This window comes from Herbidospora sp. NBRC 101105, assembly GCF_030269205.1.
GTDB lineage: Bacteria > Actinomycetota > Actinomycetes > Streptosporangiales > Streptosporangiaceae > Herbidospora > Herbidospora solisilvae.
Genome location: NZ_BSSX01000001.1, coordinates 1,649,282 through 1,666,210 on the forward strand (window position 1 = coordinate 1,649,282; position 16,929 = coordinate 1,666,210).

The following is a 16,929-nucleotide window of genomic DNA, read 5'->3' on the forward strand; positions in this document are numbered from 1 at the left end:
CCGGTATCACCCGCCTCGCCGGAATGAAGCCATGATATTTTCTACCGTGGGCGACAAGGGGTCACCGTCCGTGCCGTTGTGGAAACGGGCCGTACGAGCACCGAGTGTACTCGACTGGATTCGAATCGGCCTGCTTTTCATCGGGGTCGGCTGCGTATTGACGGGTCTGCTGCCGATTGCCGAGGCGCGGGCGAGCGTCGAGCGAATAGCTCCGCTCATGCTGTTTCTGGTCAGCGTTATCGTGCTGGCCGAACTCACCAAAGAGGCGCAGGTATTCGACGTCATCGCGGCGCGGCTGGCGCTGCTCGGCCGGGGGGCCTATCCGGCGCTCTTCCTGTTGTGCGTCGCGTTCGCCTCGGCCACCACGATCTTCCTCAACCTCGACACCACGGCGGTCCTGCTCACCCCCGTCATGCTGGCGCTCGCGCCCCGGGCGAAGATCGCGCCGCTGCCCCTGGCGATGACCACGGTCTGGCTGGCCAACACCGCCAGCCTGCTGCTTCCGGTGAGCAACCTGACCAACCTGCTGGCGCTGAACAAGCTGGGCCTGTCGGCGCCGGAGTTCGCGGTCCGCATGTGGCTCGCGCAGACGGTCGCGATCGCGGGCACGATGGCGCTGCTCTGGGTCTTCTACTGGCGGCGGGGGGTGCGGGGGGCCGACCGCTACGAGCCCGCCCCGCCCGAGCCGATCAGGGACCCGGTGCTGTTCTGGGGCACCGGCGCGGCCTGCCTGCTGTTCATCGCGGCCATCCTGGCCGGGCTCCAGATCGAGGTCGCCGCGATCGTCGCCGCCGCGCTCGCCGTCGCCGCCTACCTGCTTCGCGACCGCCGGTCGCTGCGTCCCTCGCTCATCCCCTGGCAGCTCCTGGTGTTCGTCACCGGCCTGTTCCTGGTCGTGCCGACGCTGATGCGCCACGGCCTGGGCGACCTGATGACCTGGCTCGTCGGCACCGGCGAGGGGTTCGCCGGGCTGCTGCGCACGGCCGCGGCCGGCGCGGGCCTGTCGAACACGATCAACAACCTGCCCGCCTACGTCGCGGGCGAACAGGTCGTGCCGGCCGCCGATCTCGACCAGCTGCTGGCCCTTCTGGCCGGCACCAATGTGGGCTCGGTCATCACGCCGTGGGCCTCACTGGCCACGCTGCTCTGGTTCGAATGGTGCCGCCGCCGGGGTGTCAGGGTGCCCCTGGGGAAATTCGTGCTGACCGGCGCGGTGCTCGCCATTCTCCTGCTCCCTTCGGTCGTATGGGTGCTGGCGCTCACCTGAAATAGGGTGGGCGCATGTCGGGTCTTCCGGTTTACGACGCGGTGCTGTTACCCGGCACCGATGTCGAGGAGCGTTCGGTGCGGTTGAGCGCGTGGTGCGCGCAATTCGCCCCGGTCGAATTCACGCTGCGGAGCGGCGCGTTCTATCCGCACATCTCGCTTTACATGGCGAATTTCGAATCGGCCCGCCTCGGCCAGGTGTGCGAGACGCTCCGCCGGGTCGCGGCGCGAACCCCCGTGATCCCGCTGGAGGGCGGCCATTTCGCCGCCAACGACCAGGGCATGTTCGAGTTGTTCTACCGGAAGACCGCCGCCGTCACCCGGCTCCAGGACGACCTCGTCGCCGGGCTCGGCCCGCTGCGCACCGGATTGCGCGAACACGACCCGGTCGGCCGGGTGCTGGCCGACCACCGCCTCGTCGCGCCCCCTGAGGCCCGCGCCAACCTCGACCGCCACGGCTACGACGAGATCGGCGGGTTGTTCCGCCCCCACATCACCATGACCCGGTTCCGCGACCGCGGCCGGCAGGTGCCCGCCGACCTGCTGCCGCCGGTGCGGTCGTTCGACGAGGTCTACCGCACCCTCGCGTTGTGCGTGATGGGCGAGCACGGCACCTGCGTCGAGGTCGTCGAGACCGTCGGGCTGGGCTCAGCCGCCTGACGGCCAGATCCGGGCGAACCGCCCGGCCCGGCAGGCGACGAAGTTGCGCTCCGACTCCGGCAGGTCGACCCGCAGGTCGAAGGGCTCCCCGTCGAACCGGTGGATCGCCACCCCCGCCTCCGCCGCGATCAGCGCGCCCGCCGGGAAGTCGACGAGCTCGGCCCGGTAGCCGACCATGCCGTCGATCCGCCCCCGGGCCAGCAGGATCCAGGCGACCAGCGGCGCCCAGAGTTGCAGCAGGCGGCCGGCCCGCGCCTCCAGGGCGGTCCGCAGCGCGCCGGCGACCGGATCGGCGGCCAGGCCGTGCCCCTGCGTCCAGGCCAGCAGCAACGGCCGCCCGCTCGGCGCGACCTCGGCGGGCAGGCCCGGCCCGCGTGCGCCGCCGCCGCGCACGGCCGACCACGTGCCGCCGCTGACGGGGTCGTGCACCACCCCGGCCACGGGCCGCGCGGCGACGCAGAAGGCGATGCCCACGGCGTAGACGGGCAGGCCGATCGCCAGGTTGTTGGTGCCGTCGAGCGGGTCGACGAACCAGACGCGGTCGCCCTCGGCGCCCCCTGTGCCCCCCGCGCCCGACTCCTCGGCCACGATCCGGTCGCCGGGGTAGGCGGCCCTGACCCGGCTCACGATCAGCTCCTCCGAGCGGAGGTCCAGGTCGGTGCTGAGATCGCCGTCCGCGCCCTTGGCGGCGATCCACGCGGGCTCACGCCGCAGCAGCGCGCCCGCCGCCTCCGCGGCGGCCACGGCCACCGCCAGTTCCGCCGAGACGTCCACCGCGCGCCCCTTCAGTAGGTGTCGTACCGGGCGGCCAGGCCGGCGGCCGCGACCGCGGCGGCCCTGGCCGACTCGGCCGGGCCGCACACGTGGCGGCGCTGGGTGTGGCTGGGCGTGTCGAGCGGCCCGAGCGACAGGTCGGCGCCCGTGCGGATCATCCGCCCGAGCGCGACCGTCGCCGCCTCGCCCGAGCCCTCGATGACCGTGCTGTGGAAGAGGCCCGCCGCGAGCGAGTAGCTCTCGCCCGCGCCGAACCGCTCCAGACGTTCGGGCCGGTAGTCGACCAGCCGGTCGGTGGCCGTGACGGCGTCCTCGTCGCCGCGGCCGGTCACCTCGAAGAGCCGGTGGACGGTCCCGTCAGAGATCCGGCCGAGCACGTTGGAGACCCGGCCGTACAGGACGAAGCTCAGCAGGTCCCAGCTGTGGCAGTGCACCAGCGAGGTGCTGCTGCCCGAGGTGCTGAGTTGCGGCGACCAGACGTGCAGGCAGACACCCAGGTCGCCGTCGCGTTCGACGGGCAGGCAGAAGAACCCGAGCGGATGGCGCACCGCAGGGATGCGCACCGCCCCGGCGGCGACCGCCCGGAGCACCGATTCGGCCCACGCCGGAATCGTCGAGGCGGCGGTGCCCTGGTCGATCTCGTGCCGTAGATCGGAGTAGCGCATGTCGCCTCTGTGGTCCTCTCAGCGGTAGGGCTCCGCGGGCCGCAGCGCGCGGCGGGTCACGTCGGCCACCTCGGAGTCGTCGAGGGCGTCGAGCGACAAGCCCAGCACCTCGAACAGCTCGCGCACCTCCTCGACCGTCGGCTCGTCGCTCAGCGGCACCATCAGAACGTTCTCCACGGGCAGCCTCCTCGACTGCGCGTAGCTGCTGTTCAGCTCGGTCTCGCACCAGGAGTAGTAGAGCTTGCCCTGGTAGGCCACCAGCGCCGGCGCGGTGGGATCCTCCCGGGTGACGATGACGCGCGAGGCCGACATGTCCCACCGGCAGGTCGTCATCGTCGACGACAACCCGACCCGGACGGTGAGGAAGTCGTTGTGCCGCCGGTACCAGCTCGCGGCCAGGATGGTCGCGTACGCCTCCTTGCGGGTGCGGTCGGCCGTCCAGGGGTCGGCGCGGCCGGTGACGAGCGACTGGCGGAACCGGGCGTACACCGCGCAGGCCGTGTCGTTCTCCGGGTCGATGATCTCCAGCTGCACCTGGAGCTGCCGGCGCGCGGCCCGGGAGTTCTCCACGCACTCGGGCAGGGTGAAGGCGCGGATGAAGGTGCCGGTGCCGCCCTTGAAGATCCAGATGTTGGTGTGCTGGGTCGCCGCCACGAGCTCGGTGCGCACCTGCGCGCCGGGCAGCAGCGAGACGACCGACATCTGGTCGATCGCCTGCCGCGACCTCTCCAGCAGCTCGGTCACCTCGGCGAGCCGCTCGGGCACCTGCCGCAGGGCGTCCCCGGAGTCGGACAACGTCCGGCGGAGTTCGATCTCGAGTTCGCCGGTGCGCAGCCTGCTGCGGACCAGCGTGATGGCGACCAGGGCGAGGACGAGAAGCGTCGCCTTGCCGATCACGTCGGCGTCGGCGTCCCACACGTCGTAGACGGCCGCCGCCACGGCGATCAGGAAGGCGATGCCCACCTCGGGTTCGTCGCGGAGCCAGGAGAGGCGTTCCCTCCAGGGTGTTCGGGAGTCGCCCCGGGTGCTCTCTATCGACATGAACCCATCCCCGCGCCATCGGGACCGTTTCCGACTTCCCCGCGTATATCGTCGCTGGCGCGATCGAATTCCGCCACCTAATAGGGAGAGCGGACACGACACGTCAAGGCGGCTACTGACCTGCACCTTTGAGGGCGAGCTGGAAACTCGCGCCGGTGCGGCCGCGAATTGACGGGTGCGGTAGCAGACGGGCGAAGGTGTTCCGCTCGCCTCAGGCAGTCACCATTTTCACCACGTCGAGCGCGCAGCCCCAGCTCATGCTGACCCCCACGCCCCCGTGCCCGTAGTTGTGGATGAGCCGCCCCTGCTCGACCTGCTGCTCCTCCACGCGGATCGACGGGCGGCCGGGCCGCAGGCCGACGTCCACCTTGACCACGCGGGCGTCGGCCAGGCGGGGCTCGACCTCGGCGCAGCGCCGGAGGATGTCGGCCGTCTGCGTCTCGTCGGGTTCGAGGTTCCAGTCGCCCTTGCGGGCGTTGCCGCCGAGGACGACGCGGTCGCCGTGCGGGAAGAAGCCGGTCCAGTCGTCGTCGGCGCCGCCCTCGTAGAAGAACTCGGTCAGGCCGGGGTTCTCGACGACGACGTGCTGCCCGCGCACCGGGGTCACCGAGTCGTCGCAGGCCAGCGTGCCTCCGGCCACGCCGGCGCAGTTGACCACGACCGGCGCGTGGGAGGTCGGCTGCTCCAGGGAGGCCACGGTGCACACTTCGATGTCGCCGCCCGACCGGCACAACCGGTCGACGAGGTAGTCGAGGTAGCAGGGCATGTCGGCGATCGGGCTGGTGATCCAGAAGCCCGCCTTGAACCCGGCCAGTTCCTCGGGGGAGCACTCGGCGAAGCCGGGCAGGTCGCGGGCCCACGGCGGGGTGCCGCCGTCGAGGCGGGTGACCAGCCGGCCGCGCGCGGCGGTGACGCCGGTGTGCGGGTGGGTGGCGAGCTCGCCGAAGATCTCCAGACCCGTCTGCTGCCAGCGCACCGCGTCGTCGCGGGGCTCGGTCATGACCGGGCCGCCCAGCAGGGCGCCCGCGACGGCGGAGGTGGTCAGCCGGGGGACCTCGGCGGTCCACACGACCGCCCGGAGCCCGGCCTCGTTCAGGGCGATCGCGGTCGTGAGACCGACGACGCCTCCCCCCACCACGACGACATCGGCATGCTGCGCCATCGACGACGACCTCCCTCAAAGCGAATGGTGCGGAACTTCCCGCAAAAGGGGCCCGCATGCACGAGCCCCGCCCCTCACCTGATCGAGGGGCGGGACCGCAGTTTCAGTGGTGCCTTTCGCGATCGGCCGGGGCGGCCAGCCGATCGGCTTCCCAATGGAGGGCCTCCACGAGGACGAGCTCCAGCCGGAGATCTCCGTCGAGGAGGTTGTCCAGGACGTCCATACGGGCCTCCCTTGCCAGACATGACGCCCCAGGGGTCACTTCGGTTCACCGGATTGAACCTCCTCCGTCCACGCCGCGTATCCCCGGGCGTGCTGACTGTTTCGCGCCATGCCGCCCTCGCCGCCGCCGCTCTGGCCGTCGTGTCGCTGTCCGCCTGCTCGGGCGGCTCTCCGGCCCCCGGAGAGGGGGCCTACCAGGTGTCCGACCCGGCTCCGGCGGCGGCCGCCGCCCCGGTCGAGGCCGGGCCCGCCCCGACCGTCGAGGAACTGGCCGCCAAGGTCGGGTGCGACGTGAAGATCCAGGTCGACGCCGAGGAGCTGCGCACCGGCGCCTGCTCGACCGAGGCCGGGGACTTCTTCGTCAACACCTTCGCCACCGAGAAGGGCAAGGACGCCTGGATGGACCAGGCGCCCGAGTACAACCCTCATCTCGTGGGCCGGCTCTGGACCGTGCTCGGGACCCGGGAGACGCTCGACAAGCTGCGCCCCGATCTCGGCGGCGACCTGCACCTCAGCGACCACCGGGTGACCCCGAAGGCGGTGCCGTCCGCCCCGGCCGCGTACTGAAACGATCTTGTGGTTGAGTTCGGTGCGTGGAGATCCTCGTCCTTGCCCTCGTGGGGGTGGCGACGGGGATCGTGAGCACGGTCGTGTCCCTGGCGTCGATCGTGTCCTACCCGGCCCTGCTCGCCTTCGGGCTGGCGCCGCTGGCCGCCAACGTCACGAACACGGTGTCGCTCACGTTCACCGGGCTCGGATCGGCCGCCGCCTCGCGGCCCGAGCTCAAGGGGCAGGCGCCGCTGGTGCTGCGCCTGTGCGCGGTGACCGCGCTCGGCGGCGCCACCGGGGCCGCGCTGCTGCTGCTGACCCCGCCGAGGGCGTTCGAACTGGTCGCGCCCGTGCTGGTCGCGGGCGCGTCGCTGGTGCTGCTGCGGGCCCCGAGATCCGCGGCGCTGCGCGGGTGGGCCTTCTATCTGGGCGTGTACGCCGTCGCGATCTACACCGGCTACTTCGGGGCGGCCGGCGGGGTGATCATGTTCGCCGTCCTGACGGCGGCCCTCGACCAGAGCCCGGCCCGCGTCAACGCGGTCAAGAACGTGATCGCGATGTCCTCCAACGGCGTGGCGGCCCTCGGGTTCGCCCTGTTCGGGCCGGTGCGGTGGGACGTGGTGGTGCCGCTGGCGGCCGGCATGGTCGTCGGCGGCTGGATCGGGCCGCTGATCGCCCGGCGGCTGCCCGGAACATCGTTGCGGGTGCTGACCGCGGTGGCGGGGCTGATCGTGGCGGTCAAGCTGGCGTTCGACACGTACACGTGAGGAAGCGGGTGCCGGGCGTCCTCGTCACCGCCCGGCACCGCCGTCTCAGAGGGTGCGCCGGGCCATCAGCGTCGACAGCGCCGTGAGCTCGGCCGCCGGGCGGGCCGCGCAACCCGCCTCCGCCAGGTGGGCGGGGGCCCGCGCGAGCAGGCCGTCGGCGGTCTCGCGGCACCAGTCGCGGCCCCCGGCCCGCTCCACCAGGTCGGCGGCCCTGGCCAGCTCGGCGTCGGACAACACCGTGCCCGAGCGGTAGATCTCGGCCAGCTCCGCGGCCTCCCCGGTCGCGGAGGTGAGCGCGGCCACCACCGGCAGCGACTTCTTCCGGTTGGCCAGGTCGGAGAACACCGGCTTGCCGGTCACCTCGGGGTCGCCCCAGATGCCCAGCAGGTCGTCGGCGAGCTGGAAGGCCAGCCCCAGTTCGGCGCCGAAGGTCCGCAGGTGCTCGATCGCCCGTGCGTCGGCTCCCCCGTAGAGGGCCCCGAGCGCGCAGGCGCACGCGATCAGCGCGCCGGTCTTCGACCCCGCCATCCGGATGCACTCGGGCAGCGTCACGTCGGACCGGTCCTCGAACCCGACGTCGGCGCTCTGCCCGTCGAGCAGGTCGAGCACCGTCGCGTTCAGCAGCCGCGCCGCCTCGTGGGCCAGCGGATGGCCGCTCTCGGCCAGCCGGGCGAACGCCAGCGACACCAGCGCGTCACCGGCCAGGATCGCCTGGCTCACCCCGAACACCCGCCACGCCGTGGGGCGGTGGCGCCGGGTGGCGTCGCCGTCCATCACGTCGTCGTGCAGCAGGGAGAAGTCGTGGACGAGCTCGACCGCCACCGCGGCCGGCAGCGCCCCCTCGGCCGTCCCGCCGACCGCCTCGGCGGCGAGCAGGGCCAGCGCGGGCCGCACCGACTTGCCGGAGCCGATGGTGATCGGGCGGCCCCGCTCGTCCCACCAGCCCATGTGGTAGCCGGAGATGTGCCGCATCGAGGCCGGCAGGGTGGCCGCCGCCTCCCGGATCGCCGGCTGCACCAGGTCGCGGCTCCAGGCGAGCACCTCCGCGACGTCGCGAGCCCCCGTCTCGGTCGTCGTCATCGATGGCCGAGTTCCACGTTCTCCAGGACACCGAGCGCGTCCGGGATCAGGATCGCCGCCGAGTAGTAGGCGCTGACCAGATAGTTGATCACCGCCCGCTCGTCGATGCCCATGAACCGCACGTTCAGGCCGGGCTGGTATTCGTCGGGGATGCCGGTCTGGTGCAGGCCCACCACCCCCTGGTTCTCCTCGCCGAGCCGCATCGCCATGATCGAGGTGGTGCGGGCCTCGCTGATGGGGATCTTGTTGCACGGCAGGATCGGCACCCCCCGCCAGGCCGTCAGGCGGGCCCCCTCGACCTCCACGGTGGTCGGGTAGACGCCCCTCTTGGTGCACTCGCGGCCGAACGCGGCGATGGCCTGGGGGTGGGCCAGGAAGTACTGCGTCTTGCGGCGGCGGCAGAGCAGGTCGTCCATGTCGTCGGGGGTCGGCGGGCCCGACCGCGACTGGAGCCGCTGCTTGAGGTCGGCGTTGGCGAGCAGGCCGAACTCGCGGTTGTTGACGATCTCGTGTTCCTGGCGTTCGCGCAGCGCCTCGATGGTGAGCCGGAGCTGCTGCTCGACCTGGTCCATGGGGTCGTTGTAGAGGTCGGCGACGCGCGTGTGCACCCGCAGCACGGTCTGCGCCACGCTCAGCTCGTACTCACGGGGGGAGGTCTCGTAGTCGACGAACGTGCCCGGCAGCGCCGCCTCGCCGTGGTGGCCCGCCGCGAGCGCGATCTCCGCCTGGCCGTGCCGGTCCTGCGGTCGTTCCGGACTGCTGCGGTAGGCCTCCACGTGGGCCCGCAGCGTCTCGAACCGGTCGGCCAGTTCCTCGAACGCGCGCCGGCCCAGCGTCAGCACCGTGCCCGCCGTCGTGGCCTTCACGGTGAAGTCCCACGTGCCGGGGGCGAGCAGGGCGTGGTCGCCGACGTGGTCGCCGTCGGCGAGGAGGCCGAGCGCGGTCTCGCCCCCGTAGGCGCCGGTGCCGACCTTGGTGAGCTTGCCGTGCGCGACCAGGATGACCTCGTCGGCCTGGTCGCCCTGCCCGGCGATGACGTCGCCGGCGGCGAAGTCGCGCTGGGCGAACCGGCCCGCGAGCGCCTCAAGGGCCTCGGGGTCGTCGAAACCGCGCAGGAGGGGGAGTTCGGTGAGCTCGGCGGGGATGACCCGCACCTGGCCCGACTGGACGGTGAAGGTGACCCGGCCGTCGCCGACGGCGTAGGACAGGCGGCGGTTGACGCGGTAGGCGCCGCCGGAGACCTGGACCCACGGCAGCACCTTCAGCAGCCACCTGCTGCTGATGCCCTGCATCTGGGGGACGGTCTTGGTGGTGGTCGCCAGTTTCCTGGCCGCCGCCGTGCCCAGGCTGAGTTGATCGTTCACGCCACTCCCTTACTGGTGGGAATCAAAAAGGGCGGCCCGGGAATTCACGCGTGGGCCGCCCTGGGGGAACCTTTTTCTAATGACCGACTTCGACGTTCTCCAGAATTCCGAGTGCGTCGGGGACGAGGATCGCGGCCGAATAGTAGGCGCTCACCAGATATTTGATGATGGCCTTCTCGTCGATGCCCATGAAGCGCACCGACAGGCTCGGCTGGTATTCGTCGGGGATGCCGACCTGGTGGAGGCCGACCACCCCCTGCTTCTCCTCGCCGAGCCGCATCACGATCATCGAGGAGGTGCGGGTGTCGGTCACCGGGATCTTGTTGCAGGGCAGGATCGGCACCCCGCGCCACGACGGGAAGTGGTGCCCCCCGACGTCGACGCTGGTCGGGTAGACCCCGCGGGCGCTGCACTCCCGCCCGAAGGCCGCGATGGCCAGCGGGTGGGCCAGGATGTACGACGGCTCCCGCCACACCAGCGACAGCAGCTCGTCGACGTCGTCGGGGGTCGGCGGGCCCGACCGGGTGTGGGTGCGCTGCTTGAGGTCGGCGTTGGCGAGCAGCCCGAACTCGCGGTTGTTGACGATCTCGTGTTCCTGGCGTTCGCGCAGCGCCTCGATGGTGAGGCGGAGCTGCTGCTCGATCTGGTCCATCGGGTCGTTGTAGAGGTCGGCCACCCGCGAGTGCACCCGCAGGACCGTCTGGGCGACGCTCAGCTCGTATTCGCGCGGGGAGGTCTCGTAGTCGACGAACGTGCCGGGCAGCGAGGGCTCGCCGTGGTGGCCGGAGGAGACCTCGATCGCGGCCTCGCCGTATTCGTCCTGCGGGCGGCCCGAGCCGGCCTGGTAGGACTCGACGTGGGCGCGGAGCGCGTCGGACTGGTCGACGAGCCGCTCGAACTCGCTGCGGGGGAGGGTCAGCACGGTGCCCGCCGTGGTGGCCCTGACCGTGTAGTCCCAGGTGCCGGAGGCCAGGAGGGACTGGTCGCCGATGTGGTCGCCGTCGGCCAGCAGGCCCAGCGCGACCTGGTCGCCATAGGGGCCGGTACCGATCTTGGTCAGCTTGCCGTGGGCCACCAATATGACCTGGTCGGCGGGCTGGCCGGCCTCCACGATGACGTCTCCGGAGGAGAAGTCGCGCTGGGTGAAGCGCTCGGACAGGGCGGTCAGCGTGTCGGGGTCGTCGAAGCCGCGCAGGAGGGGGAGTTCGGTGAGCTCGGCGGGGATGACCCGCACCTGGCCCGACTGGACGGTGAAGGTGACCCGGCCGTCGCCGACGGCGTAGGACAGGCGGCGGTTGACGCGGTAGGCGCCGCCGGAGACCTGGACCCAGGGCAGCACCTTCAGCAGCCATCTGCTGCTGATGCCCTGCATCTGGGGGACGGTTTTGGTGGTGGTGGCCAGTTTCCTGGCCGCCGCCGTGCCCAGGCTCAATTGCTCGTTCTCAACGGTCAACTCGACTCCTGTTCCTGCGGCGAAGCGAAAGAAATTCAGGGGGGCCCGCGCGAGAAACCTCATTGGGCTGGCCGAACGGATCAATAATGCAGGGGCGATCTTCGGAGTGTCAATTGCGAGTTTGCATTCGAATGACCCGACCACAAAACACCGAAATAGACGGTGATTATCCGTAGTGGGTCCGTTACCCGATTTGGTAGATTCTTCCCGTGTTAACCTCTGAAAGGGCCGCGTCTGTGGGGTCGGGGCCCGTAGGAGGCGAGGGCCGTGCAGCAGCGTGCACTGGCGACCCGTGAACGGCTGCTCCGCGCGGCCGCCGAGATCTTCGCGGCCAACGGGTACGCCGGGACCAGCCTGACCGAGATCCACGAGCGGGCCGGGGTGACCAAGGGCGCGATCTACTTCCACTACCCGAACAAGGAGTCGGTGGCCGAGGCGATCGTCGAGCGTCAGCTCGAACGCTGGCCCGCCCTCGTGAAACGCTTCTGCGCCGAGGAGTCCGACCCGGTCGTGGTGGTGGTCGCGCTGACCTTCGCCATCACCCGGGCCTTCCGCGACGAACCGGTCATGCGCGCGGGGGCCCGGCTGGCCCTCGACCGCAACGTCGGCGCCTGGGAGGCCGCGTTCACCCAGGTGCTCGATCCGGCCGAGCGGGCCGGCGAGCTCGCCGAGGGCGTCACCGCCGAGAAGGCGGCGCGGGTCGTCGTCAGCTCGTTCTTCGGGGTCTTCCAGGTCAGCGACACGCTCGGCCGGGCCGACACCGAGGAGCGGCTGCGCGAGATGTGGCGCGTCGTGCTGTTCGGCATCCAGGCCGAACCCTCGCCCCGCACCACCGTCCGCCGGGCCGAGGCGCTGGCCCTCACCTGAGCGACAGGTTCTGCTGTCCCCCCTTCAGTTCGCCCCGAGTCGGCCCTATAAAAATACATTCCGGTCGGTTTTTTTCGGGGACGTCTAACGCGCTGAAGGAGCCGTCATGGAACGGATCGGCACGCTGGCCAAAGCCATGATCGTGCTGCGCACTCTGGCCACGTCGTCGGAGCCGGTCAGCCTCACCACCCTGGCACGCCAGGTCCAGATGCCCAAGTCCACGGTCCACCGGCTGCTCGCCGCCCTGGAGGCCGACGACCTCGTGGGCCGTACCGGAGCCGACTACCGCGTCGCCGCCACGCTGCGCCCCTACGCGCAGCCCGAGCGGGCCCGCCACTTCCAGTGGCTGCGCCGCATGGCCACGCCCCACCTGCTGGAGCTGTACGAGAACACCCGCCAGATCGTCTCCATCGCGGTGCTGACCGACCGTCAGGCGGAGTACGTGATGACGCTCTACCCGCGCACCCACACCAAGGCGCTGTGGCGGACCGCCGAACTCGCGCCCGCCCACTGCACGGCGGCCGGGAAGGTGCTGCTGGCCTACCAGGGCGGCCCGCCCGACCTGCGGGTCCCGCTGCGCCGCCACACCGACCGCACCATCACCGACCCCGGCGTGCTCGAACGCCGGCTCGCCGTGGTCCGCCGGCAGGGGGTGGCGTGGTGCGTCGAGGAGTACGTCCCGGGGCTCAGCGCCATCGCGGTCCCGGTTCTGGGCGTGCCCAACTTCGGCGTGGTGGCCGTGGGCGTGTCCGGCCCGATCACGCTCCTGCAGGCCGGCCCGGCGGAGGCCGCGGTGCGGCGGGCCGGTCACGAACTCACGGTCACCCTGCGGACGGCCCGGCTGGCCGGATGAGCCGCCGCCGGCTTAGAGGCCATTTGTTCCAATATTTGGAACATGTCATGGCGTCCCGGAAAAAGCCCGGCTTACGCTCTCGGCCCGAGAGCACGCCCCCCTCTCCGACCGAGGAGCGCCCCATGCCTCCGCAGCGGATCTGCGCAGCGATTCCCCACCCCCGACTCCTGTCCGGGCCCGCCCCGACCCCTTCGCGCGGCCGGGCATCCGCGCGGCCGGGCGGGCCCGGTCAGGACGGTCCCGCGCCCGGCGCGCGCGACACCCGGGTGATCGACGCACGGACCGACGAGATCCTCTACGGGCCCGTGCTGCGGCGGGCCGTCCAGCGGGCCGCGCTGCGGCTGGCGCGGCTGCCCGGCGGGCTGCTGATGCTGGCCGCGCCGGCGACCGCCGAGGTGATCGTCACCTACCTGGCCGCCCTGCGCGCGGGGCGTCCGGTCGCGCCGCTCGATCCCCGGCTCGTCCGCTCCCGCGCGGGCGACCTCGTGACCCGGTTCGCGCCGGCCGCCCTGCTCGGGGCGCCGGGGGCACCGCCGCCCGGATACCGCGCCGACGGGCGGGCATGGGTGCGCACGGACCCCGGCGCCCCGGTCCACCCGGACCTGGCCGTGGTGCTCCTCGACGGGCCCGGCGGGATGCGGCTGTCCCGCCGGGCCGTGCAGGCCGAGGGGGAGGCGGTGGCGCGGGCGCTGCGCATCCGCTCCGGCGAGGCCACGCTGACCAGCCCGCCCCTGTTCACCGGCGCCGGGCTCGCGCTCCTCAACGCCCACCTCGCCGCCGGGGCGGCCGTCGTCGCCGCCGAGGGCTCGGTCGCGGGCGCGGAGTTCTGGGCCGCCGCCGAACGGTGGGCGTGCGGGTCGTTCGCCGCCTCCCCGCGGGTGTTCGCGCTGCTGCACCGGCTCGGCTGGGCGCCCGTCCGGCACCGTTCCCTGCGCACGCTCACCATGGTCGGCGGCGCCCCGCCGGAGGGCTTCGCCTCTCTCCTGTACGGAGTCGCCGCCACCCCGCCCGGCCAGGCCCGCCCCGGCTCGGTGGGCCCGGCGCTGCCCGGCGGGCGGTTGTCGGTCGTGCGCGGCGAGGTCGTCTACGAGGGCGACACGGTCGGCATGGGCCCGGCCCGCTCGGCGCGCGACCTGGCCCGGGGCGACGACCTGCGCGGGGTGCTGCGCACGGGCGAGCGCGGCCACCTCGACGCCGACGGCTTCCTCCATCTGGCCCGCGACCACCACTACGTGCTGGACGCGGGCGCCTGAGCGGACGGCCCGTGCGCGAAGGAGGAGCCCCCCACCCGCTCCCGTCTTGGTCGCCGCGCGCGGGCCGTTCAGGCCAGCAGGCGCACCAGCTCGACCCGCGACCGGATGTCGAGCTTGGCGAAGATGTTGCGCAGGTGGTGCTCGACCGTCCGGGGGCTCAGGTAGAGCTGCGCCGCGACCTCCCGGTTGGTCGCGCCGTCGGCGACCATGCGGGCGATCTGGAACTGCTGGGCGGTCAGCTCCTCGGCCGCCTTCGGCCGGGTCGTGCGCACCGGCTCGCCGGCCGCGCGCAGTTCGCTCCGGGCCTGGTCGACCCACAACCGGGCCCCGTAACGCTCGAAGGTGTCGAGGGCGCTGTACAGGTGCTCCCGCGCGGCGCCCGGACGGCGGTCGCGGCGCAGGGCGGAGCCGTACAACAACTCGGTCCTGGCCGTCTCGAACTCGGAGAAGCCCTGATGGTGCAGGTCGAGCGCGGCCCGGAACAGGTCGTCGGCCTCGCCCGGCAGGGCGAGCAGGGCGCGGGAGCGCACGGCGAGCGCCCGCCGGTCGGGGCTGCCCGTGCTCTCGGCCCAGCGTTCGAAGACGCGCAGGGCGCGGGCGGCCTGGTCGCGGTCGCCGGTCCGCGCGGCGGCCTCGACGAAGTGCGGCGTCGCGGTCACCTGGACGACCAGATGGGTGTTGCGCACGTCGGCCCGCGCGGTCGGCCGCAGCCGCTGCACCGCCGCGGCCGGGCGGCCCGAGGCGAGGTCGATCTGGGCCAGCGCCCAGTTGCCCAGGGCACCGGCGATGCTCACCCCGTGGGCGCCGGCCACCTCGATCGCGGCCCGCGCCCGGGTCTGCACGGTCTCCTCGTCTCCCTGGACGGCCGCCATCATCGACAACCAGCCGAGATGCTGCCCGGCGCTGCCGCGCTGCCCGGTCTCCTGCGCCAGCCGCAGGCCCTCCGAGGCGTTGGCGGCGGCCGAGGCGAACCGGCCGAGCCAGAACTCGCTGTTGATCGCGAACTCCAGCACCTGTGGCACGGTCGCGACCGCGCCCAGCGCGCGGGCCGTCTCGACCGCGCGGGTGGAGAGCCGGAAGGCCTGCGCGTCGTCGCCCAGCATCAGGCTCGACACGGCCGCCCACACGAGCACCGACGGGCTGTGCACGTGGGGCGCCAGCTCGACGACCCGGCGCAGCGGACCGGCCGCCTCGTCGTGGCGGCCCCGGAACGAGGCGGCCATGCCGGTCAGATACTCGAACATCAGCCGGATCGCGGGCGGGTCGTCGTCGCGCCGCAGCGTCAGGGCGTCGCGCGCGATGCCGACGAACCGGTGGTGGTCGCCCGCCAGGTAGCTGGCCTCGGCGGCCCGGACCAGCGCCCGGACCGCCATCGTGCGGTCGCGGTCGAGCAGGGAGGCGGCGACGGCGAGGAGCTCGTCGCGGGCGAAGCTGGTCTCGCCGCCGCGTAACTCCAGCCGGGCCCGGATGCTCTCGGCCTGCTGCCGCAGCTCGGCCGAGACCGCGCCGCTGCGCAGCCGGTCGAGCAGGGCGTGCGCGCGGTGGGGACGGCCTTCGAGGCGGGCGTACTGGGCGGCGGCGGCCAGCCGGGTCGCCTTGACGTCGCCGCGGGTGCTCAGTTCGGCGGCCCGTTCGTAGGCCAGCGACAACGCCGGGAACGGGCAGGGCGAACCGGTCGCGGTGGCGGCGGCCTCCAGTTCGTCGGCCAGGTCCTCGGGCGGCCCGTCGAGGGCGGCGGCCCGGTGCCAGGCCCGCCGGAGCCGGTGGTGGGCCAGCGCCCCGGCGAGCGACCGGTGGGCGCCGCGCCGGGCCAGCAGCGACGCGTCGTGGTAGACCACCGGCCCGGCCGCCGGGTCGCGGAAGCGGAACCGGTCACCGGCCACCTCGACGATCCCGGCCTCCTCGGCTGCCTCCAGCGCGGTGAACGGGTCGCCGTCGAACGCCTTCACCAGCGTGGCCGTGTCGAGGCGCGGATCGGCGGCCAGCAGGAGCAGCAGGTCCCGCGTCGGGCGGGGCAGGTCGCCGATCTGGTCGGTGTACGCCCGCCACAACCGCCCCTGGCGCGGCAGGGTCGCCGGAGGGGCGGCCGTCCCGGCGAGCTGTTCGGGCGTGAGGGCCGCGGCCAGTTCGGTGAGCGCCAGCGGGTTGCCCCGGGCGATCTGGTCGAGCGCGGCCCGCAGGTCGTCGGGCAGCCCGCCGGGCACCAGGTCGTCGATCAGCTCCCTGGCGGCCCGTTCGTCGAGGTTGTCGAGCTGCCGGACCGGCACCGCCCCCGCCCAGACGTCGGAGCGCGCGGCCGCCAGCAGGGCCACCGGTTCGCCGGCCAGGCGCCGGGCGGCGAACAGCAGGGCCTCGCGGCTGGGCGCGTCGAACCGGTGCAGGTCGTCCACGACCGCGACGACCGGGCGGTCGGCCGCCGCCAGCGACAGCAGCGTGAGCACGGCGGCCGGGACGACCAGGCGGCCCGTCGGCGTGCCCAGGTCCAGGGCCTCGGTCAGCGCCTCGCCCTGCGCCTTCGGCAGCGCCGCCAGCCGGTCGCGCAGCGGGCGCAGCAGGCCGTGCAGCCCGGCGTAGGGCAGGTCGTGTTCGCACGCCACCCCGCGCGCGCGGAGCACCAGCAGGTCGCCGGCCTCGGCGGCGGCGAGGTCGAGCAGCGCCGACTTGCCCGTTCCCGCCGCGCCGACGAGAAGGAGGGCGCCGCCCGACCCGGCCCGCGCGGCGGCCGGCACGTCCCGCAAGGCGGCGAGTTCGGCCGCACGGCCCCGCAGGGGGACGGATGTGACGTGATGGGCTGCCGGCATCTCCTCAGTGTTACGGCCACATGACATCGCTGAAAGAGGGACATGCCGGAAAAGTCGCGACACCTTTCGCCACCTGCGGCGCGCAGGGCAAGACTGGTGATTTCACCGATGCGCGACCCGGTCGCCGCTGCCAAGACTCGTGCACCGTTCCG

At 72.8% G+C, this 16,929-nt stretch carries 15 protein-coding genes; 7 read left to right on the forward strand and 8 right to left on the reverse strand.

Going from position 1 to position 16,929, the window contains the following annotated elements:
* Positions 1-31: 31 nt before the first annotated feature.
* Both QSK34_RS07195 and QSK34_RS07200 read left to right on the forward strand, forming a co-directional pair.
* A complete protein-coding gene (locus QSK34_RS07195; protein ID WP_285581260.1) occupies positions 32-1,267 on the forward strand; it encodes an ArsB/NhaD family transporter in 1,236 nt (411 codons plus the stop codon).
* A gap of 14 nt (positions 1,268-1,281) precedes the next feature.
* On the forward strand, positions 1,282-1,926 hold the full coding sequence (locus QSK34_RS07200) for a DUF1045 domain-containing protein (RefSeq protein ID WP_285581262.1): 645 nt from the start codon (positions 1,282-1,284) through the stop codon (positions 1,924-1,926).
* On the opposite strand, the gene QSK34_RS07205 is transcribed toward QSK34_RS07200, so the two are convergent.
* From QSK34_RS07205 to QSK34_RS07220, 4 genes are all read right to left on the reverse strand, one after another.
* Positions 1,915-2,700: an inositol monophosphatase family protein gene (locus QSK34_RS07205; RefSeq protein ID WP_285581263.1), complete on the reverse strand. Its 786-nt coding sequence runs from the start codon at positions 2,698-2,700 to the stop codon at positions 1,915-1,917. The two genes, QSK34_RS07200 and QSK34_RS07205, sit on opposite strands and share 12 nt — an antisense overlap.
* A gap of 11 nt (positions 2,701-2,711) precedes the next feature.
* Positions 2,712-3,365: a hypothetical protein gene (locus QSK34_RS07210; RefSeq protein ID WP_285581265.1), complete on the reverse strand. Its 654-nt coding sequence runs from the start codon at positions 3,363-3,365 to the stop codon at positions 2,712-2,714.
* A gap of 18 nt (positions 3,366-3,383) precedes the next feature.
* Entirely contained in the window at positions 3,384-4,406 is a 1,023-nt protein-coding gene (locus QSK34_RS07215; protein WP_285581267.1) for a hypothetical protein, read from the reverse strand.
* A 211-nt stretch (positions 4,407-4,617) separates the two neighbouring features.
* A complete protein-coding gene (locus QSK34_RS07220) occupies positions 4,618-5,568 on the reverse strand; it encodes an FAD-dependent oxidoreductase (protein WP_285581269.1) in 951 nt (316 codons plus the stop codon).
* 312 nt (positions 5,569-5,880) lie between these two features.
* On the opposite strand from QSK34_RS07220, the gene QSK34_RS07225 reads away from it, so the two are divergent.
* Complete coding sequence (locus QSK34_RS07225; protein WP_202609529.1) at positions 5,881-6,357, forward strand: hypothetical protein; 477 nt, start codon at positions 5,881-5,883, stop codon at positions 6,355-6,357.
* 26 nt (positions 6,358-6,383) lie between these two features.
* Positions 6,384-7,106 carry a sulfite exporter TauE/SafE family protein gene (locus tag QSK34_RS07230; RefSeq protein ID WP_285581272.1) on the forward strand — a complete coding sequence of 241 codons (723 nt, stop codon included), beginning with the start codon at positions 6,384-6,386 and terminating at the stop codon, positions 7,104-7,106.
* Between the two features lie 45 nt (positions 7,107-7,151).
* Here the strand turns inward: QSK34_RS07230 and QSK34_RS07235 are convergent, their stop codons facing one another.
* From QSK34_RS07235 to QSK34_RS07245, 3 genes are all read right to left on the reverse strand, one after another.
* Entirely contained in the window at positions 7,152-8,186 is a 1,035-nt protein-coding gene (locus QSK34_RS07235) for a family 2 encapsulin nanocompartment cargo protein polyprenyl transferase (RefSeq protein ID WP_285581274.1), read from the reverse strand.
* Complete coding sequence (locus QSK34_RS07240; protein WP_285581276.1) at positions 8,183-9,550, reverse strand: family 2B encapsulin nanocompartment shell protein; 1,368 nt, start codon at positions 9,548-9,550, stop codon at positions 8,183-8,185. Before QSK34_RS07240 ends, QSK34_RS07235 begins: the two co-directional genes overlap by 4 nt.
* 76 nt (positions 9,551-9,626) lie before the next feature.
* Entirely contained in the window at positions 9,627-11,003 is a 1,377-nt protein-coding gene (locus QSK34_RS07245) for a family 2B encapsulin nanocompartment shell protein (RefSeq protein ID WP_235965779.1), read from the reverse strand.
* Positions 11,004-11,270: 267 nt separating this feature from the next.
* Between QSK34_RS07245 and QSK34_RS07250 the strand changes: the two genes are divergently transcribed.
* The 3 genes from QSK34_RS07250 to QSK34_RS07260 all read left to right on the forward strand — a co-directional run bounded on the left by QSK34_RS07250 (position 11,271) and on the right by QSK34_RS07260 (position 13,976).
* Positions 11,271-11,870: a ScbR family autoregulator-binding transcription factor gene (locus QSK34_RS07250; protein WP_161477965.1), complete on the forward strand. Its 600-nt coding sequence runs from the start codon at positions 11,271-11,273 to the stop codon at positions 11,868-11,870.
* A gap of 106 nt (positions 11,871-11,976) precedes the next feature.
* A complete protein-coding gene (locus QSK34_RS07255) occupies positions 11,977-12,723 on the forward strand; it encodes an IclR family transcriptional regulator (RefSeq protein ID WP_285581281.1) in 747 nt (248 codons plus the stop codon).
* A 266-nt stretch (positions 12,724-12,989) separates the two neighbouring features.
* A complete protein-coding gene (locus QSK34_RS07260; RefSeq protein WP_285581284.1) occupies positions 12,990-13,976 on the forward strand; it encodes an acyl-CoA synthetase family protein in 987 nt (328 codons plus the stop codon).
* A gap of 68 nt (positions 13,977-14,044) precedes the next feature.
* On the opposite strand, the gene QSK34_RS07265 is transcribed toward QSK34_RS07260, so the two are convergent.
* Complete coding sequence (locus QSK34_RS07265) at positions 14,045-16,777, reverse strand: helix-turn-helix transcriptional regulator (protein WP_285581286.1); 2,733 nt, start codon at positions 16,775-16,777, stop codon at positions 14,045-14,047.
* Between the last annotated feature and the right edge of the window lie 152 nt (positions 16,778-16,929).